We start from the raw sequence: 16,241 nt of genomic DNA on the forward strand, positions 1-16,241 counted from the left end.
TTCTCGCCTGTGTTTGATGCCGTCGTCGCCTGACGATCTTGCCGCATTCCGCGGCATCATCAGCGGCCTCGCCATCAGCGCGGCAATATGGGCGGTCCTCGGGGCCGCCTTTTTCATGTGAGGGCAAGATGGACGCAGGACGCATGGATCGCCGCATCACCATCGTGCGCGAGACCGAGACAGGGCGCGACGCCTTCAACGAGCCGATCTACAGCACGACCGAGACGACCGTCTGGGCTTCCAAGGAAGACATCCGAGACGGCGAGCGATGGACGGCGCAGGAGGTTGGCGCCGAGGTGACGACCCGCTTTCGCATCCGCTGGGCTGCGACGTTCGCGGATCTCGATCCCCAGGCTAGCATCACCTTTGACGGCAGGTCCTACAACGTCGTGGCAGTTAAGGAGATCGGGCGCCGCGAGGGCCTGGAGATTACTGCCAACGCAAGGGCTGACTGATGGCCGAGACGGTCAAGGTCGAGGGCCTTCGTGAGCTTGAGGCTGCGCTGAAGGAACTGCCGCGGTCGACCGGCAAGGCGGCCCTGCGCCGGGCACTCAAGAAGGCAGCGCAGCCGGTTGCCGACAGTGCGGCGTCGAAAGCCCCGGTGGACGAGGGCGCGCTTCGCGAGAGCATCGGCGTTGGCACCAAGCTCACCCGCCGGCAGCGCGGCGTTCACCGCAAGATGTTCAAGAGCGACAAGGCTTCGGTCGAGATGTTCGTCGGTGCCGGTGGTCTGCCGCAGGCGATCACGCAGGAATTCGGGACGGTCGATCATAGCCCGCAGCCGTTCATGCGTGCCGCTTGGGATTCCGAGAAGAACGGCGTCCTCGAAAGCATCAAGGGTGATCTCTGGGCCGAGATCCAGAAGGCCGCACAGCGCCACGCCCGCAAGATGGCACGGCTCGCCAGGAAGGGCTGATCAATGGAAGAGGCTCTGTCCGCCTATCTCCTGGCTGATGCCGGGCTGACGGCGCTCGTCGATAACCGCGTCAACTGGAATGCGCGCCCGCAGGCGCAGGCGTCGCCATCCGTTGTCCTCAACCGCGTCGGCGGCACACGCGACTACATGATGGCAGGCGCTTCGGGTCTCGTTGACAGCCGCGTCCAAGTCGACTGCTGGGGCAAAACCTACGGCTCCGCGATCGGCGTTTCGCGCGCTGTCGCTGCCGCACTGAGCGGCCTTCAAACCACCATCGGCGGCATCCGCCTTCATGGGTCGTTCCTCGAAAGCGAGCGGCAATCCTACGAGCAGGGCTCGGGCGGGGAAGACTTCCACCGCGTCAGCCTCGATTTCATCATCTGGCATCAGGAGACCTGACCAATGGCAACCGAAGCAATGATCGGCTACAGCAGCAAATACTCGATCCATGACGGAGAGGACCCCGGCGCTCTTGTCGAGATCGGCGAGGTGGTCGAGATCACCCCCGGCGAGGAATCGACCGATCGCGTCGATGTCACCCACATGCAGAGCCCCGATCGTCGCCGCGAGTTCATCGCCGGCCTGATCGATCCGGGGGAGGCAAGTTTCACCATCAACTGGGTGCCGGGCAGCGCCACCGATATCTTTCTGCGCGATCTCCGCACCAGCGGCGAGACCCGCACCCACACCATCGAGTTCCCGAATGGCGTCACCGTCAGCTTCGATGCTGTGCTTCTCAGCTATTCGAAGGCGATCCCCATCGACGACAAGATGACGGCGACGATCACCGTTGCGCCTTCGGGCGCTGAGACGTGGACGGCGGCTGCATAATGGCGAACTCGATCAAGGGCGAGGTCGCCTTCGAGGCGGACGGCGCCGAATACACGCTGGTGTTCGACTTCAACGCGATCGTCGCGATCGAGGAAGAATTCGACATCAAGATGGAAGACCTCGGCGAGGTGATGGGCGCGAAGGCGTCGGCATTTCGCAAGGTCTTCCAGATCGGGCTGAAGCGATACCATGACGTGAGCGTGGAAGAGGCCGGCGACATCATCACGGCGGTCGGCGCTGGCGATGCTGGGCAGCTTGTCGCCAAAGCGTTCCAGGCGTCATTCCCTGCTACGGAGGTCGGCACGTCCAACACCCGCCCTCAGAAGAGCCGGAAGGGCCGGACTGGCTAAGCCTCTACGGCACATGGGCGGGGGAATTCGGCCTGCCGCCCGAGGACTTCTGGCGTCAGACGCCCCGGATGTTCTCTGTGGTCGTCGCTGGGCGGACCCGCAGGGCGAAGCAGGAACAGGAGGGCCGGGCATGGCTCGGCTGGACAACCGCTGCGCTCTACCGCGCAAAGAAGTTCCCCAAACTCAAAGACATGATGCCGAGCGACAAACCCGCCCGGCCTCAGAAGATGCTGCCCGAACAGATCGAGGCAGTGGTCAGGTCGTGGCTCTCGGGCCGGCGGAAAGGGTGATGCATGGCTGGTAATGCCGTCATCGGTGCGCTCCGGGTCAATCTCGGGATCGACACCGCCGCTTTCGACAAGGGGCTGAAGGGCGCACAGGGAACGCTGTCCAAGGTCGGGCAGATGATGAAGACGGCGTTCGTCGCGGCTGCGGCTGCGGCGGTCGCCGCCATCGCTGGCATCGGCGTCGCGATCCGCGGCATCATCAACGACGCCGACGCGCTGAGCAAAACGGCAGCGAAGATTGGCATTCCTATCGAGGAACTGTCGCGACTGAAGTATGCGGCGGATCTGTCCGGCGTGGCGATGGGCCAGCTTCAGACCGGCGTGCAGCGGCTGTCCCGCAATATGTCGGATGCGGCAGCGGGGACAGGCGAGGGCGCCAAGGCGTTCAAGCAGCTTGGCATAAACGTCAAGGGTGCGGACGGCAGCCTTAAGTCGGCTACCGACATCATGGGCGAGATCGGCGACAAGTTCGCCACCATGCCTGATGGAGCGCAGAAGACCGCGCTCGCCATGCAGTTGATGGGCCGCTCCGGCGCGGACATGATCCCATTCCTCAATGGTGGGTCGGCGGCGCTCAAGGAACTGACCGACGAGGCCGACGCCTTTGGCCTGACGATCAGTGCAGAGACCGGCAAGCGCGCTGAGGCGTTCAACGACAATATCTCGCGCATCGGGTATGCGGCGCAGGGCGTGACGACGGCGCTGGCTTCCGCACTCCTGCCGGCGCTGGTCGTCGTGTCGGAGGCGCTTGTCGCCGCGGCGCGCGGTCTCGTCGAGATGCTGACCTATTTGCCGACTGTAGCTGAATACGCGGCAGTGGCCGGCGGCTCCCTGGCGCTGATGATCAGCCCGCAGATCATCGCTGCGATCTACGGTGCAGCGACAGCGCTCAGCACGGCGCTCGTCGGCGCGCTCCGTGCCGTGGCCGTTGCTGCGGCGGCTAACCCGCTTGGCGCTCTGGTCGTCGGCCTGACGGTCGCCATCACGGCGGTCTACCACTTCCGCGACGAGATCAAGCAGGCGATCGGCGTCGATGTCGTCGGCGTCTTCAAGGCCGGGGCAAACGCGATCATCGGCGCGATGGTCGGTGCGTTCGAAGCCATCATGGCGACGTGGCGCCAGTTCCCTGCCGCAATGGGCGATATCGCCTATCAGGCGGCGGACGCTTTCGTGCGCGGCATTCAGAACATGGGCCGCACGGCTATCGCCGAAGTCAACGGTGTCATCGCCTCGATCAATGGCACGCTGCGGGACGCCGGCATCGCGATCCCGATGCTCGACGCGCCAATCAACATTCTGCCCCCGAGCATGGACGGCGTTGCCAATCCCTATGCAGGCGCCGCGGCTGGTGCTGCCGGTGCCGCATCGGCTGCATTCGCGGGTGCCCAGAAGGATTACGTCGGCGCAATTGCCTCGTCCTTCGACAGCGCAACCGAATCCGCACAGAGCTTCACGCGATCTGCGGAGGAAGCTGCCGCAGCGGTCGGCGGCAGCGAAGCAGGCGGCGGCTCCGGTGGCGGCTCCGGTGGCGGCAAGGGCGGTGGTTTGGCCGGTGCAGGCAAGAAGGCTGCCGACGCATGGAAGGGCCTCCGCAAGGAGACTGACGCCAGCAAGGACAGCCTCTCGTCTCTGGGCCAGATCGGCCAGAACATCAGTCAGACAATCAGCAGTTCCTTCAAGGGCCTGATCGACGGCTCCAAGAAGCTGAGGGACGTTCTCGCGGACGTGCTGTCAAGCCTCGGCGACATGCTGCTCAATCAGGGCTTTCAGGCGCTGATGGGTGGCGGCTCCGGTGGCGGCGGTGGCCTTCTCGGCTCGATCTTGGGCGGGCTGTTCGGTGGCTTCCGTGCTGCCGGCGGGCCGGTGTCCAGTAGCAAGGCTTACGTCGTTGGGGAGAATGGTCCCGAACTGTTCTCGCCGGGGCGCTCAGGCTCAATCATCGCCAATGAAAACATTGGGCAGGGCGTTGGCGCGTCGAGTGTCCACGTGACGGTCGGTGTCGATGTCGACAAGTCCGGCAACCTGACGCCGTTCGTCACCAGCATTTCCGACCAGCGGGCTCAGGTTCGATCGCAGCAGGCCATGCAGCAGTCGGCCTCGCAATTCCCCCAGCTTCAGCAAGATCGCCAGCGGAGGACCGGATAGCATGGCGACAGATTGGCCGGCGGACATCTACCCGCGTAGCATCTCCTTTACCGTCCAGAACGTCTCCCGCTCGGGTGGTGTCGCGACCAATGGGCAGGAACAGATCGTGGCGTCGGGTGCCGGGCGCTGGACAGCGCAACTGTCCGGCATCCCCATCAAGAACGACGACGCCATCCTCGCATGGCGTGCATTCCACATCGGGCTACGCGGACGGGCAGGCACTGTGCTGGTTCCAGCCTTCGACTGGTTCCGGGCGAACTGGCCCGTCGACACTTACGGGCGCACGCTCGACCCGCCGTTTACCCGCCGCAAGCGGCTTGACGGCACGCAGTTCGAAGACCCGGAGATCCCACCGCAAAGCCAGGTCAACGCCGCCTTTGCGGCGGCAGCGGCTCGGCGCTCCACGACTGTGCAGATCACGGTCAGCCAGGGCTCGGCCATTCGCGCGGGGCAATACTTCTCGCCAGCGCCAGGGCGCCTGCATCTCATCACCGCAGTGGTCAACGCCACAACGTTCTCGATCATGCCGCCGCTGCGCGATGCAGTCACGCTGGGGCAGGCGGTCGATTTCACTCGGCCGACTTGCGAGATGCGCCTGATGTCAGACGACGAAGGTAGCCTCAATCTGGAAGTGGCGCGCTGGGGCTTCGTCGATCTTAGCTTCGTCGAGAGCATCTGATGGCAGACTTCTCTGCTCTCCAGCAGGCAGCGATGGCCGAAAAGGTCGTCCACCTCGTCAACCTCGTCGAGTTCGATTTCGCGGAGGGTGTTCGCCGCGTCTGGAATGGCAACGGCGTGCTGGATCTCGACGGCTACGAATGGCTGGGGACCGGCGAGCTTGGCTCCATTTCGGCGATCAAGTTCGGCGAGAATGACGCTGCCGAGAAGGTGACCTTCGCGCTCTCCGGTGTCGATCCTGAGTTCGTGACGCTGGCCCGTTCCGGTGACAGCGTTCGTGGCCGCGACGTGACGATTTACGCGCTGTTCCTAGATGCTGAGACCATGCAGCCCCTCGGTGAGAAGTGGGTCGTCCGGCAGCTCATCATGGACACGATCGGCTATGGCGCGAAAGGCCCATCGCAGAGATCCATCAGCATGACGGCCGAGACGATCTGGACGACGCGCAACCTTGCCGCTTTCGCCTACTGGTCCGACCGCGATCAGCAGGCGCGGTTCCCCGGCGATCTCGGATGCCAGTTCATCCCGACGCTCAAGAATAAAAGGCTGGCGTGGCCGGTTTTCTGAACGGAGAAGACAATGGACGATCTGACGCGACGCATCGAGGAGTGCTGGCGGAAGCATGGCTTCACGCCGGTCGATCGGGTTCTTCGGAGGTTCCGCTTTGTCAGGGTCAAGTGGCCGTCCTTCTAGATGGACGACCTTTCGCACTTCCTCAAGGCCGCCGCTGAGCGGCCTTTTTCATGGGCGGATGACGGCGCCGACTGCCTGTCATGGCTCGGCGAGTGGGTCGCTGTTCGCCATGGCGTCAACCCGGCGGCGCAGTTCCGCAGCCGCTACGCCACTCGCACCGCCGCCTATCGCATCATCGCAGAGCACGGTTCGCGTGAAGCCCTCATAGGGGCCGCTGTGGCGCCGCTCGGCATCCGCCGCACCAATGCCGCCCGCCGTGGCGACATCGCGCTCGTGGACGCCCCTGAGGGCGAGCTGGGCGCAATCGTGACCGGCGCATGGACAGCCTGCATCGGCCCCGGCGGTCTGCGCTTTCGGCAGGTGCCAATCCTCGCAGCTTGGAGAGTCTGAATGCTGCGATCCGTTCGCGCTGCGCTGGCCGCTTCCACGGTCCTGGCGTCGCTGACCTTTATCACGATCCCGTCAAAGGCCGATCCGATCTTCATGCCGATCGCCCTCGCAGCCTTTCAGGCCGGCGCGAGTGTCGCGGTCGCCAACGCCATCATTGGTGTCGGCGTGCTGGGCACGATCGCGTCGACCGTTGGCACCATCGCGCTCGGTCTCGGCGTCTCCTACGTCGCATCGCTGTTCAACCGACCGAAGCAGCCCAAGCCCAGCGACGGGCAGGTGGAGGCCCGGCAGGCGATCCCGCCCCGCATCTGGCACTACGGGCGGGTCAAGGTCAGCGGGTCGCTGGCGTTCTACGAAACGCGCGATAGTACGCTGTTCAAGGCCGTGCTGGTTTCCTCGCGACAGGTGGATGCGTTCGAACAGATCTACCTGCAGGATTCCCCGGCAACGATCGACGGCTCCGGCTGGGTGCAGAGCGCGCCATACGAGAACGGCAGCAATCCGCTAGTCCGCATTGCGTGGCACTTCGGAACCGACGACCAGGCTGTCGATCCCTACCTCAACAGCACGTTCCCGGAATGGTCGGCCAATCACCGCCTGAGGGGCACCGCGTACATCGTGGTCGTTTGCCAGACCGGCGCCGACGACGAGTTCCAGGCGCACTATCCGAGTGGTGAACCGCAGGTCTCTGCGCTGGTGCGCGGCGCTCGGGTCTACGATCCGCGCAAGGATTCCACGGTGGCCGGCGGCAGCGGCTCGCATCGCCACGCCGATAAGTCCACATGGGAATGGAGCGACAACGCGGCGCTCTGCATACTCGACTATCTGACGCATGAGGACGGCTACGACCGCGCCATCACGAAGATGGACCTGCCGTCCTTCATCGCCATGGCGAACATCTGCGACGAGGCGGTCCCGTTGGCCGCGGGCGGCACCGAGAAGCGCTACCGGGTCGCGACCTCAGTCGCACTGACGGAGGCGCGCAAGGACGTTCTGGCCCGCCTTCTCGAAGCCTGCGACGCGCGGCTGTTCCCGTCGCAGGACGGCAAGGTCGCGATCCGCGGCGGCAAGTGGGAAGCGCCGACCGTCACCATCGACGCGGACCTGGGCCACATCATCGAGACCAACTTCGCGCCGCCGGACGCGATGTCGCGCTTTAACGAGCTGTCGATCCAATACATGGAACCGGCGCTCGGCTACGTGGAGAACGAAGGCGAGCCCTGGCAGGACGTGGACGACATAGCGGCGACGGGGCAGCTCGTCACGGTCCCGGCCGATCTCGTCCAGGTGCCCGCGCACGGCCAGTCGCGCCGCCTCGCGAAGATCCGCATGGCCCGAGAGAACTGCGATTGGGTCGGAGAGGTCATCACCAACCTGAACGGACTGAACGCCATCGGCGAGCGGATCATCACGCTGAAGTGGCCCGAACTGGACATCAACGGCCCGTATTGGGTCGAGGGCGGGCCGGAGCTTCTGCCGGACTTCAGCGGCGTCCGCCTATCCCTGCGCTCGGCTAACGCGGCGTCCTATGACTGGACGACCGAGGAAGAGGGCACGTCCACATCGGTTCCGCCGGACACGTCGCCCGATCTAGAGCTGACGCCGCCGGTCATCACGCTTTCGCAGATCGCGGGGCCGAAGATCCGCGCGGATTGGACGGCTTCAGTCGCGCTCAACCGCAATTACGAGGTCCAGTTCCGCGAAGACGGTGCCCCGTCGTACACGGCCATGACAGTGGCTGGCACGCGAGACAGCGCGGAGAGCGACGTGGTCGACACTGGTCTTTATCAGGTTCGCATTCGCATGAATGCCGGCGTCACAGCCATCGGCCCGTGGTCTTCGGACTACCCCATCACCATCACATAGCGAGGCATCATGGCTACCGTAATTGTCCAGCCACCATATACGACCGCCACATGCGAAATCGTACAGGACGAGGACTGGTACGACCCGCTTCCACGCTTCTTAGATGGCGACACGCCGACTGACCTCACAGACGTGACGATCGAGATATTCATCCGGCCCGTCTACGATCATTCGGTTCTCATCAAGAAGCTTTCGACGGCGGACGGGACCATCGTCGTTGATGACGCGGTGAGCGGCCTCGCCAGCATCAATGTCGGACGCTCCACTGTGATCTCCGACATTCCGGTCGGCAAGTGGGACCACTTCTGCGTCCAGAGCATAGCCGAGACGAGCGATCCAGACGACGGCATTCGTTACCAGGAGCGGTTCCGAGGCGCGATGATCGTCTATCCAGGGCGCGTGACCGCTTAGCGGGACGAAACCCAATTCAACACCCCAGCAGGCTCGCTTCGGCGGGCCTTTTTCATGCGCGGAGAACAGCATGGCCTATACCAAAGTGCGCGGTCCTGATCTCGCCCTGCCTGAGCGCGGGCCGCGGGGTCTTCAGGGGAACAAGCCGCCCCACGAGATCAGCGATTACATGATCCGCTGGCAAAACCCGGACGGCACATGGGGCGACTGGCTCGACATCGGCTCTGCGGCCGATGAAGCCGCCGCAAGCGCTTCACTCGCCGATGCCGACAGGATCGCTGCCGAGGCGGCGCGCGACATCGCAGCGGGATACGCCTCCGACGCCGTCAGCCAGGGCAATGTCCCGATCTATGCCACCGTTACCGGGATGCCGGCGCTCGACGTGCCCGATGGGATCGAACGCATCTGGGTCAGCGGCTATTCGTCCGCCACGGGCAAGGGCGGAGGGCCTTATCGGAAGGTCGCATCGGCTCCGTCCCATGGCGCGAAGTTCACGACCAACAGCGGCACGAAGCACTGGGAATATGCCGGTGATCGGCTGACGCCCTATCACCTTGGCGCCGTGGGCGCTGGCGCTATCAGCGGCGACGGGAATGCGATCCAGTTGGCGGATATCGCCGCCGTCGCGCTGCATATTCCGCTGATCATCACCTGGGGCACGTATCGCTGCGGGTCGCCGGTGACGTTCAACTCGGAGGTCTTCTTCGAGGGCGGTATTCTGAAGCCCGACAACACCATCAACCTGACTTTCAACAATTCACTCTATGCGCTGCCGTTTCGCATCTTTGATGTGTCGCTTGGCGGCACGGTCCTCGGCTCGCCAAAGCTGCCGAACAATTCGATCTGGTCCGAATGGTGGGGCGCGAACCCGGTCGGCGACTGCACGGTTGGCATCCTGGCGGCCATCGCGTTCCTGAAACAGAGGGTGATCTCCGGCTCTGTCGGCGGCGTCCTGCAGTTCGAACAGGGCGACTACGGGCTGTCTTCCACGGTGGTCGTCGATTTTCGCGCCTGCAAGATCATTGGCCGCGGCGACTGGCTCACGCGTGTCTACGGCACCGGTGGCATTCTACTGTTCGACATCATCGGACACATCAACGGGTCTAAGGCCTCCTACGGCTTCTCGTTCACCGAATGCTCAGTGGCCGGCGATAACACCAACCAGAAGCCGACTGCCGGCAAGCTGTTCCGCCTGTTCGAGGTCCAGCAGTTCACGATCGAGCAGAACACCTTTTTCAACATTTATCAGGGCATCGAGTTCGTCTCCTGCGAAGGTCCGCTGGAGAAGCAGATGTCGCGGAATACCTGGATCGCGCCAAACTCCAAGCCAGCGATCTCGGGCTCCTATCTCTGGTACATCGAGGGCGTATCAACGGCGACTCCGGGCGTTACAACCGGCATCTGCCACAACATCCACATGCTCTCGAATCGAGGCGGCGGCATCGGCATCCAGAACGGTGGCGTGATGGATGGCTTCGATCAGATCAAATCGGTCGGCAACCACATCTGGGGCTGCGACGTGACGTGCCTGTCTGTCACGTCGAACGGCCAGGACGGCTACAACTTCTTCTCCGGGCAGGACACCTACGAAGCGATCAACGGCGGCGCGGCATATGCCGTAACAGTCGTCTCAAATCAGGCCAATCCGCTGAACGCCGTGACTTTCTCGGCAGGCCAAATGCTGAACGGCTCCACTGCGATGTATTATGTCGCAGGTACGGCTCCCCGGCAGATTAAGCTGATGGGTTACGACATGCGGCAGGCGATCGGCGACTGCATGTTGCTCGAAAATGGGCGCGACCTGTTGGTGTCGGACACGAGTTGCGCGGACATCGATGTTGTCGCGAACTCGGGCGGGCGCTTCTACTGCATCGTTGGCAATGGCGGCGTAGGCCCGGATGGCGCCATCATCGACAATCTCACGACGCAGGCGGTCGACCTGCCGAACCTCGCTGCTGCAGCGATTGATCTTCGCAACGGCACGATGCTGAAGGTCAGCGGCGGGCGCCTGAAGGGCGCTTCCACTCGAATCCAGATGGCAGCTGCGATCGGCGCCCGCGTTCAGATTAGTGAGGATGTCGACACGGATCTCGGCACACCGAACGTCGCCTCCGCGACCACGATTGCGCCTCCGATCGGAGTTCGGCAGCACCATCTCACCGGCACAACGACAGTCGGCAATATCAACGCGACCGTCAGTCATCGCAATCGCCGGCTCGCACTGCGCATCGATAACGGTCTGACACTGCAGCACGCGGGTGGCGGCAATCTCCGCCTAAACGGCGGCGTCAACTGGGCCGCGCCGGCAGGAAGTTGGATCTTCCTGGAGAGTGCGATCGATGCCGCCGAATGGATCGAAACCGGCCGTCAGGCCGCCTGAGCGAAGGAACGATAAACATGATTTCCACGATCACTCTGAACATCAACATGGTCCGCACCGGGCCGGACGAGGTGACGATCCTGCCGCAGACGATGGACGGCGAGGACGGCGACCTCCTGCTGAACGGCCAGCCATCGCTTTCGTTCAAGACCGGCGACGTGCTCTGCTTCACGCTGTGCGAGAACGGCAAGATGAAGCTGCTGGAGCACGAGCCCAAGGGCAAGCGGCAGGCGCTGGTGCGCCAGAATCCCGGCGACATCACCGGCATGGTCGTCGACATCGTCTACCGCGACATCCCTTCGGGCCAGATGTTCGCGGTTGCCAGTGACAACGCCGTGGTCGGCGACAAATGGTGCGGCGACCGGCTCTGGGACGGTGCCGGCAAGGAGCCGCGCGACAAGCGCTGGGTGCTGGTGCGCGAACGCGACGGTGAGGTCGTATCCGTATCCTCGGAACCGCTCGTCAAGAAGGGCCACAAGGCCAAGGAGAGCAACGAAGCCTGTGTCGGGATGCACACCTGGGACGGCAAGAAGTTCGTCATCAAGGCGGCGTATGATCTCAAACCGACGTCGTCAGCAGACTGATTGCGACCCCGCAGTGTTAGTTCCGGTTAAGGCACCGTCGGGCCTGGACGGGAGCATATCCCTCCCACGCGACAAACCGCGCGCGACATCATGACCGGCGTCTGCGAGGCGCGCCTTTGTCATTGGCGATTTGACGCAGGCGGCCCGACAGCATCGCATCGCGGGCAAAGGAACTGCCGGGCCTAGTCACGGTCCGTATCCCTACTGCCGCAACTAACAACCCCATCTGACTTGAATAGATGGCGCTCTCGTGGCGGCCTTGCTCATGGGTTCGCGATAGGCGGCCCGGCAGCCACGCTTTTGGGAAGAGAGCCACCGGGCCTGTCGCGGACCTGGAGGCCAGCCTGCAGGGCGAGCACCGCGACACCGCATCATATCACAATTGATCCAGACACAGCGTCATTCTCATGCCCGTCCCGGCTCGTCCGCGGCGGGCTTTTCCATGCCCGCAACGGAGAGCATCATGGCCAAAGAGATCGTCCTGTCCGTCCAGACCCGGCTGCAGGAGCTTGGCTACTACGTCGGCAAGATCGACGGCGACGCCGGTTCCAAGACCGAGACCGCGCTTGCGGACTTCAAAGCCGCGCACGGCTTCGTCGCCCGGCCGTATCCGGTGATCCAGACCCTCCACCTGCTGTTCGACGAAGACGCGAAGGCGAAGGCCAAGCCGATTGTCTCAGGCGATCCGACATGGATGGTCGAGGCTCGCTCGAAGATGGGGCTTCACGAGATCAGGGATTACACCGAACTGGCGGCGTGGCTGCGCTCGGACGGCCCGACGCTCGGCGACCCGCGCAAGCTGCCGTGGTGCGGCGACTTCGTCCAGACAGCCATCAAGCTGACGCTCCCCGACGAGCCGATCCCGACCAATCCGTACCTCGCCCGCAACTGGCTCAAGTTCGGCGTCGAGACCAAGCCGCGCCTCGGCGCGGTAATGGTGTTCTGGCGCGGCTCGCGGAACGGCATCTCCGGCCACGTCGCCTTCTATGTCGGCGAGGACGCGAGCACCTATCACGTCCTCGGCGGCAACCAGTCCAACCAGATCAGCGTGACGCGGATGGCGAAGGATCGCTTCCTCGGCGCCCGCTGGCCGAAGACCGACACCACCGCCACCGGATCGGTCGCCAAGGCGGCCACCGGCGCCATCAGCCAGAACGAGGCGTGACCATGAAGCCGTTCGCATTGGTGGCCTGCGCTGCCGCTCTCTCCGGCTGTGTCTCGGCCAACCCGCAGATCCCGGTTCCGGTGTCGGCGCAGCTCGCCCGCATCTGCCAGTACGAACCGTTGGCGCACACCGCCTTCGTCGTCCTGACGCAGAACAGGGCGGTCTCGCCTCGGATCATCGCAGCCGAGCGCAACGCGCACATCGTCGTCACGCGCATCTGCGCCGATCCGCCGACCGATGCCGCGACCGCCCTGGCCGCTGCCTCCGCCGCCTATGCCGATGTGCTGGCGGCGCAGTCTCTCGCCGAACAGGAGAACTGATCCATGGACAGCATTCTCGACATCACGCTCGCAATCGCCCTGCCGCTGCTCGCAACGGTGCTCACGACAATCGCGATTCCGGCGGCCATCGCCTGGCTGAAGGCGAACAACGTCATCAAGGACGAGGCGCGGGCGAAGCTCCTGCAGTCGGCGCTGGAGAATGCGGCGCTGACGGCCATTGCGCGGGCAGGGGGCGCGCGCGTCATCCCGGCGGTGACCTCGGACGCGACCGGGGCGGCGATCGCTTACGTGAAGTCCTCAGTGCCCGACACGGTGAAGACGCTTGGGCTGTCCGACAGCAAGATCGCCGATCTCGTCGTTCCGCACATCCAGCGGCAGATCGACAAGGTGGCGCCGTGAGCGTCTGGCGCTGGACGGCATGGGCGGTCGGAGTCGCTCTGGTGGGCGCCGCGGTGCTGTGGCTGTTCACGCCGGCCCATGCAGCGCCGACCCCGCGGCAGCCGCTGCGCTTGGCCGTCCTCGACTGCGATCGCGCCAGAACCGTGCCGGCCATTCGGCTGGATCGTCAGGGGCGCATGGAAGTCTCCCGGCGGGATGGGCGCGGCTGTGTCCGGTGGTCGCTCTGGGTGCCGCGATGATCATCCTCTCCGAACTGCGCCGCCACTTTCCGGTGCGCCGACTGGAGTGGATCTGCGCCGGCATCATCACCGGCATCGGCCTTCGGCTCCTCGACCCTGCCGACAGCTTCGCCCAGCCGGCATGGCGTGAGCTCGCCGCCTGGGCGGTAGAGGGAACCTGGGGCACGCTCATGTTCTGGGGTGGCCTGCTGCGGATGGTCATCCTCGCCTACAATGGCGCATGGCGGCCATCGCCGGAGCTGCGCGGCCTCTGTGCCATCGGCGGCGGCCTGATCTTTGCCGCCCTCGCGCTGGGCGTGGAGGCTTCAGGCGTCGCTTCACCCGGCGCCGTCACCTACGCATTCCTCGCTCTCGGGGAAGGATCGAACATCTGGATAGCGGCCACGGATGCTCGCGTCCCTTATGGAGAGCGGCCGCATGGAAAGCCTCATCGCTGAGCTGCCGGAGTGGGCCCGGGTGCTGTTCTACGTGATCCTGGTGATCGGCGGGGCGACCCTGTTCCTCTACCGCAAGTTCCAGGCGCCGCCGCGAGCGACGGCTCAGGCCGACCCGCACTATGCCATCATGGGCGGCAGTCTCGCCGATACGCAGTCGGCGAAGAAGATGCTGGAGGCGATCCACGACGTGCGCAAGGAGATCAAGGAATCTCGCGAGCAGTCGGAGCACGACATGGACCGCATCGTCGAGGAGCAGAAGCGGAACGGGCGGACGCTGGAAGACATCCGCGAGGAGATGCGGAACCGGCGGCGCTGACGCAACGGCGTGCTGCGGCCGTTTCATATCGCTACCATCGCGTGCGCGCATCGTCAGTGCATACCGGCCCGGCGACCGTTCATGGGTGGCCGCGTTTTTTCGATCTTACACTTTCTTGGCTAGCAAAGAAAAATTGATGCTTAACCATTTCTAAACTCTCGCGTACCCAATTCAAAAAACCTGTGCATATTCCCACACACGGAAAGACACCGTAGAAAGTGCAGGAGTTCAGCATGCCCGTCGAAGTAGACGTCAAAGATACCTCCCCAGAGATGGCAAAATTCCTTTCGGAAGCTCTTTCGGGAGATTACAGTGAACGCAGCGAAAAGGTGGCAAACGGGGCCGGCGTCTCACCGATCTCTGGGCAGGGCGTCGTCGATCCGACCGCGCGTCTACCTCGCCGCATCGACGGCGGCTTTGCCGGACTTGGTCACGACCTGGACCGGCATGGCCGCGAATGCCGCAATGCGGTGCGCCTGATGGAACAGCTTCGCCCGCCACTCGAAGCCGCCGAATCCGAGCGAGTTCGCCTCCATCAGTCGCTGACGCGAATAGTTCCAGAGGTCGACGAGTACGGTCGCAGCCTTTCCGGCGTGATCGAGAGCGCGCGCAAGGGCGACGTCAGCGGCGATCTGTCGGCAAAGTTCAGCAAGAGCGCGGCCAAGCTGGACGAACTGGAAAGTCTCGCTGAAGCGCTTAATGCCAACCTGATGGCAATCCGGTCTGCCTGGGAACAATATGCTCGCGCGGCAATCCAGGCGCAGCGCCTCCGGGAAACTCATAAGTCCCATCGTGTCGGTGCGGTATCCGATCGAGCATCCGCTGAGGCGAACGGCTGACGCGACATATTATTGCCGCCGCCCGCAGGTGATTTCACCAAGGCAGGCACGGCTCGTGATCGTGGACGCCGTTGGATGTAGCGCAACTCATCGAACGCTCCACGGAGTCCCCGATGTTCAGGCATCGGGGGCTCACAGTCTCAAACCTGCGCCATGTAGCGACGGGGCAGCAGAACCTATCGGCCTGCAAATGCTGGCCCGGCTGACCTTCGTTGATGGCCGGGTTCTTCGACGGTTCAGCGCCAGATCATGACCATCTCCGCGATATACGGGGCGACGATCAACGAGGTGCCGACCAGCATGGAAATGATCACGGTCGTTCCGAAGGACTGGACATGCATCTGATCCCTCCATTGGACAAAGGGATGATGCGCTCGTTTTCGCTGACTGTCGACGGCTGCCGACCCGACCCCGTAGCTGCATGCGGATGTTCTGGCCGCCGTCCCGCGCCGCCCTCGCATTGCGAGGGTTGACCCTACGACGCCTTCTTCGATTTGCGCTTCAACTTTGTCTTTCGATGCTTCGTGGCCCACGCCGGCACGCCAACGGCAACGGCCGCGCAGGCGAGCGCGATGGTCTTGCTCGCACCTTCGTACTTGAACCCGTTGATCTCATCGATGGAGACAAATAGAAGACGTGCCGCCTCTTCATCGGAGAGCCACATCACATCCAGCCACTCAATAAAGTCGTAAGCGGTCATTGCGGGGTCCTCAGAGTGAGGGGGATATCTACGCGCCGACGTACACGAAGAGTCAATCGGCACCCATTTCGTGCAACGTGAAAAGCTTGTAGACTGACAAGCGTCTATCGGGAGCAAGCGAAATGACGTACAGAGTTCGCATGCACACCATGGTCGGTGACCTTGAGTTCGACAGGCGTACAGAGGCCCAAGCCCGTGCCTTGGCAAACAAACTGCAGTGCAGTTGTCGGGTGCCCATCAGTGTTATTGAGAGCGATACCGGACGGCTTGTGGCACCGGCGATAGAGAGCGATCCTATTCCCTGCAAAGGCGCTGGGCTGGCTCAGTAATTTTC

20 protein-coding genes are annotated in these 16,241 nt (G+C 63.8%); 19 read left to right on the top strand and 1 reads right to left on the bottom strand.

Annotated elements, in window-relative coordinates; genetic code table 11:
* Positions 1-143: 143 nt before the first annotated feature.
* The 19 genes from ACEQX1_RS12395 (at position 144) to ACEQX1_RS12485 (ending at position 15,207) form a co-directional block, all read left to right on the top strand.
* Positions 144-455: a phage head closure protein gene (locus tag ACEQX1_RS12395; RefSeq protein ID WP_370193535.1), complete on the top strand. Its 312-nt coding sequence runs from the start codon at positions 144-146 to the stop codon at positions 453-455.
* The gene (locus ACEQX1_RS12400; RefSeq protein ID WP_370193536.1) at positions 455-916 is read left to right on the top strand and encodes an HK97-gp10 family putative phage morphogenesis protein; all 462 of its coding nucleotides are present in this window, start codon (positions 455-457) and stop codon (positions 914-916) included. Before ACEQX1_RS12395 ends, ACEQX1_RS12400 begins: the two co-directional genes overlap by 1 nt.
* A gap of 3 nt (positions 917-919) precedes the next feature.
* Complete coding sequence (locus tag ACEQX1_RS12405; protein ID WP_370193537.1) at positions 920-1,315, top strand: DUF3168 domain-containing protein; 396 nt, start codon at positions 920-922, stop codon at positions 1,313-1,315.
* A gap of 3 nt (positions 1,316-1,318) precedes the next feature.
* The gene (locus tag ACEQX1_RS12410; protein WP_370193538.1) at positions 1,319-1,747 is read left to right on the top strand and encodes a phage tail tube protein; all 429 of its coding nucleotides are present in this window, start codon (positions 1,319-1,321) and stop codon (positions 1,745-1,747) included.
* Entirely contained in the window at positions 1,747-2,097 is a 351-nt protein-coding gene (locus ACEQX1_RS12415) for a hypothetical protein (RefSeq protein WP_370193539.1), read from the top strand. Before ACEQX1_RS12410 ends, ACEQX1_RS12415 begins: the two co-directional genes overlap by 1 nt.
* 293 nt (positions 2,098-2,390) lie before the next feature.
* A complete protein-coding gene (locus ACEQX1_RS12420) occupies positions 2,391-4,529 on the top strand; it encodes a hypothetical protein (RefSeq protein WP_370193540.1) in 2,139 nt (712 codons plus the stop codon).
* Position 4,530: 1 nt separating this feature from the next.
* On the top strand, positions 4,531-5,208 hold the full coding sequence (locus ACEQX1_RS12425) for a hypothetical protein (protein ID WP_370193541.1): 678 nt from the start codon (positions 4,531-4,533) through the stop codon (positions 5,206-5,208).
* Entirely contained in the window at positions 5,208-5,774 is a 567-nt protein-coding gene (locus tag ACEQX1_RS12430) for a hypothetical protein (RefSeq protein ID WP_370193542.1), read from the top strand. Before ACEQX1_RS12425 ends, ACEQX1_RS12430 begins: the two co-directional genes overlap by 1 nt.
* Before the next feature lie 126 nt (positions 5,775-5,900).
* Positions 5,901-6,290: a hypothetical protein gene (locus tag ACEQX1_RS12435; RefSeq protein ID WP_370193543.1), complete on the top strand. Its 390-nt coding sequence runs from the start codon at positions 5,901-5,903 to the stop codon at positions 6,288-6,290.
* Positions 6,291-8,156 carry a hypothetical protein gene (locus tag ACEQX1_RS12440; protein WP_370193544.1) on the top strand — a complete coding sequence of 622 codons (1,866 nt, stop codon included), beginning with the start codon at positions 6,291-6,293 and terminating at the stop codon, positions 8,154-8,156.
* Between the two features lie 9 nt (positions 8,157-8,165).
* On the top strand, positions 8,166-8,567 hold the full coding sequence (locus ACEQX1_RS12445; protein ID WP_370193545.1) for a hypothetical protein: 402 nt from the start codon (positions 8,166-8,168) through the stop codon (positions 8,565-8,567).
* A 70-nt stretch (positions 8,568-8,637) separates the two neighbouring features.
* Positions 8,638-10,947 carry a hypothetical protein gene (locus ACEQX1_RS12450; RefSeq protein ID WP_370193546.1) on the top strand — a complete coding sequence of 770 codons (2,310 nt, stop codon included), beginning with the start codon at positions 8,638-8,640 and terminating at the stop codon, positions 10,945-10,947.
* A gap of 17 nt (positions 10,948-10,964) precedes the next feature.
* Entirely contained in the window at positions 10,965-11,531 is a 567-nt protein-coding gene (locus ACEQX1_RS12455; RefSeq protein ID WP_370193547.1) for a hypothetical protein, read from the top strand.
* Positions 11,532-11,994: 463 nt separating this feature from the next.
* The gene (locus ACEQX1_RS12460) at positions 11,995-12,696 is read left to right on the top strand and encodes a TIGR02594 family protein (protein WP_370193548.1); all 702 of its coding nucleotides are present in this window, start codon (positions 11,995-11,997) and stop codon (positions 12,694-12,696) included.
* Between the two features lie 2 nt (positions 12,697-12,698).
* On the top strand, positions 12,699-13,016 hold the full coding sequence (locus ACEQX1_RS12465) for a hypothetical protein (RefSeq protein ID WP_370193549.1): 318 nt from the start codon (positions 12,699-12,701) through the stop codon (positions 13,014-13,016).
* A gap of 3 nt (positions 13,017-13,019) precedes the next feature.
* A complete protein-coding gene (locus ACEQX1_RS12470; RefSeq protein WP_370193550.1) occupies positions 13,020-13,376 on the top strand; it encodes a hypothetical protein in 357 nt (118 codons plus the stop codon).
* 235 nt (positions 13,377-13,611) lie between these two features.
* The gene (locus ACEQX1_RS12475; protein ID WP_370193551.1) at positions 13,612-14,052 is read left to right on the top strand and encodes a hypothetical protein; all 441 of its coding nucleotides are present in this window, start codon (positions 13,612-13,614) and stop codon (positions 14,050-14,052) included.
* Positions 14,033-14,368 (top strand): hypothetical protein, encoded by a 336-nt coding sequence (locus ACEQX1_RS12480; protein ID WP_370193552.1) that lies wholly within the window; start codon positions 14,033-14,035, stop codon positions 14,366-14,368. The genes ACEQX1_RS12475 and ACEQX1_RS12480 overlap by 20 nt, the downstream gene beginning before the upstream one ends.
* 233 nt (positions 14,369-14,601) lie before the next feature.
* On the top strand, positions 14,602-15,207 hold the full coding sequence (locus tag ACEQX1_RS12485) for a hypothetical protein (RefSeq protein ID WP_370193553.1): 606 nt from the start codon (positions 14,602-14,604) through the stop codon (positions 15,205-15,207).
* A 475-nt stretch (positions 15,208-15,682) separates the two neighbouring features.
* Here the strand turns inward: ACEQX1_RS12485 and ACEQX1_RS12490 are convergent, their stop codons facing one another.
* On the bottom strand, positions 15,683-15,907 hold the full coding sequence (locus tag ACEQX1_RS12490) for a hypothetical protein (RefSeq protein WP_370193554.1): 225 nt from the start codon (positions 15,905-15,907) through the stop codon (positions 15,683-15,685).
* Positions 15,908-16,241: the final 334 nt, after the last annotated feature.

This window comes from Aurantimonas sp. (assembly GCF_964217435.1).
GTDB classification, from domain to species: Bacteria; Pseudomonadota; Alphaproteobacteria; order Rhizobiales; family Rhizobiaceae; genus Aurantimonas; species Aurantimonas coralicida.

Bases quoted from the DNA above. Each gene is read 5' to 3' on its own strand.
- ACEQX1_RS12490 (WP_370193554.1), bottom strand. From the start codon at position 15,907: ATGACCGCTTACGACTTTATTGAGTGGCTGGATGTGATGTGGCTCTCC.
- ACEQX1_RS12410 (WP_370193538.1), top strand. From the start codon at position 1,319: ATGGCAACCGAAGCAATGATCGGCTACAGCAGCAAATACTCGATCCAT.
- ACEQX1_RS12450 (WP_370193546.1), top strand. From the start codon at position 8,638: ATGGCCTATACCAAAGTGCGCGGTCCTGATCTCGCCCTGCCTGAGCGC.
- ACEQX1_RS12475 (WP_370193551.1), top strand. From the start codon at position 13,612: ATGATCATCCTCTCCGAACTGCGCCGCCACTTTCCGGTGCGCCGACTG.
- ACEQX1_RS12470 (WP_370193550.1), top strand. From the start codon at position 13,020: ATGGACAGCATTCTCGACATCACGCTCGCAATCGCCCTGCCGCTGCTC.
- ACEQX1_RS12420 (WP_370193540.1), top strand. From the start codon at position 2,391: ATGGCTGGTAATGCCGTCATCGGTGCGCTCCGGGTCAATCTCGGGATC.
- ACEQX1_RS12415 (WP_370193539.1), top strand. From the start codon at position 1,747: ATGGCGAACTCGATCAAGGGCGAGGTCGCCTTCGAGGCGGACGGCGCC.
- ACEQX1_RS12465 (WP_370193549.1), top strand. From the start codon at position 12,699: ATGAAGCCGTTCGCATTGGTGGCCTGCGCTGCCGCTCTCTCCGGCTGT.
- ACEQX1_RS12395 (WP_370193535.1), top strand. From the start codon at position 144: ATGGATCGCCGCATCACCATCGTGCGCGAGACCGAGACAGGGCGCGAC.
- ACEQX1_RS12430 (WP_370193542.1), top strand. From the start codon at position 5,208: ATGGCAGACTTCTCTGCTCTCCAGCAGGCAGCGATGGCCGAAAAGGTC.
- ACEQX1_RS12460 (WP_370193548.1), top strand. From the start codon at position 11,995: ATGGCCAAAGAGATCGTCCTGTCCGTCCAGACCCGGCTGCAGGAGCTT.
- ACEQX1_RS12485 (WP_370193553.1), top strand. From the start codon at position 14,602: ATGCCCGTCGAAGTAGACGTCAAAGATACCTCCCCAGAGATGGCAAAA.
- ACEQX1_RS12435 (WP_370193543.1), top strand. From the start codon at position 5,901: ATGGACGACCTTTCGCACTTCCTCAAGGCCGCCGCTGAGCGGCCTTTT.
- ACEQX1_RS12405 (WP_370193537.1), top strand. From the start codon at position 920: ATGGAAGAGGCTCTGTCCGCCTATCTCCTGGCTGATGCCGGGCTGACG.
- ACEQX1_RS12455 (WP_370193547.1), top strand. From the start codon at position 10,965: ATGATTTCCACGATCACTCTGAACATCAACATGGTCCGCACCGGGCCG.
- ACEQX1_RS12480 (WP_370193552.1), top strand. From the start codon at position 14,033: ATGGAAAGCCTCATCGCTGAGCTGCCGGAGTGGGCCCGGGTGCTGTTC.
- ACEQX1_RS12445 (WP_370193545.1), top strand. From the start codon at position 8,166: ATGGCTACCGTAATTGTCCAGCCACCATATACGACCGCCACATGCGAA.
- ACEQX1_RS12440 (WP_370193544.1), top strand. From the start codon at position 6,291: ATGCTGCGATCCGTTCGCGCTGCGCTGGCCGCTTCCACGGTCCTGGCG.
- ACEQX1_RS12400 (WP_370193536.1), top strand. From the start codon at position 455: ATGGCCGAGACGGTCAAGGTCGAGGGCCTTCGTGAGCTTGAGGCTGCG.
- ACEQX1_RS12425 (WP_370193541.1), top strand. From the start codon at position 4,531: ATGGCGACAGATTGGCCGGCGGACATCTACCCGCGTAGCATCTCCTTT.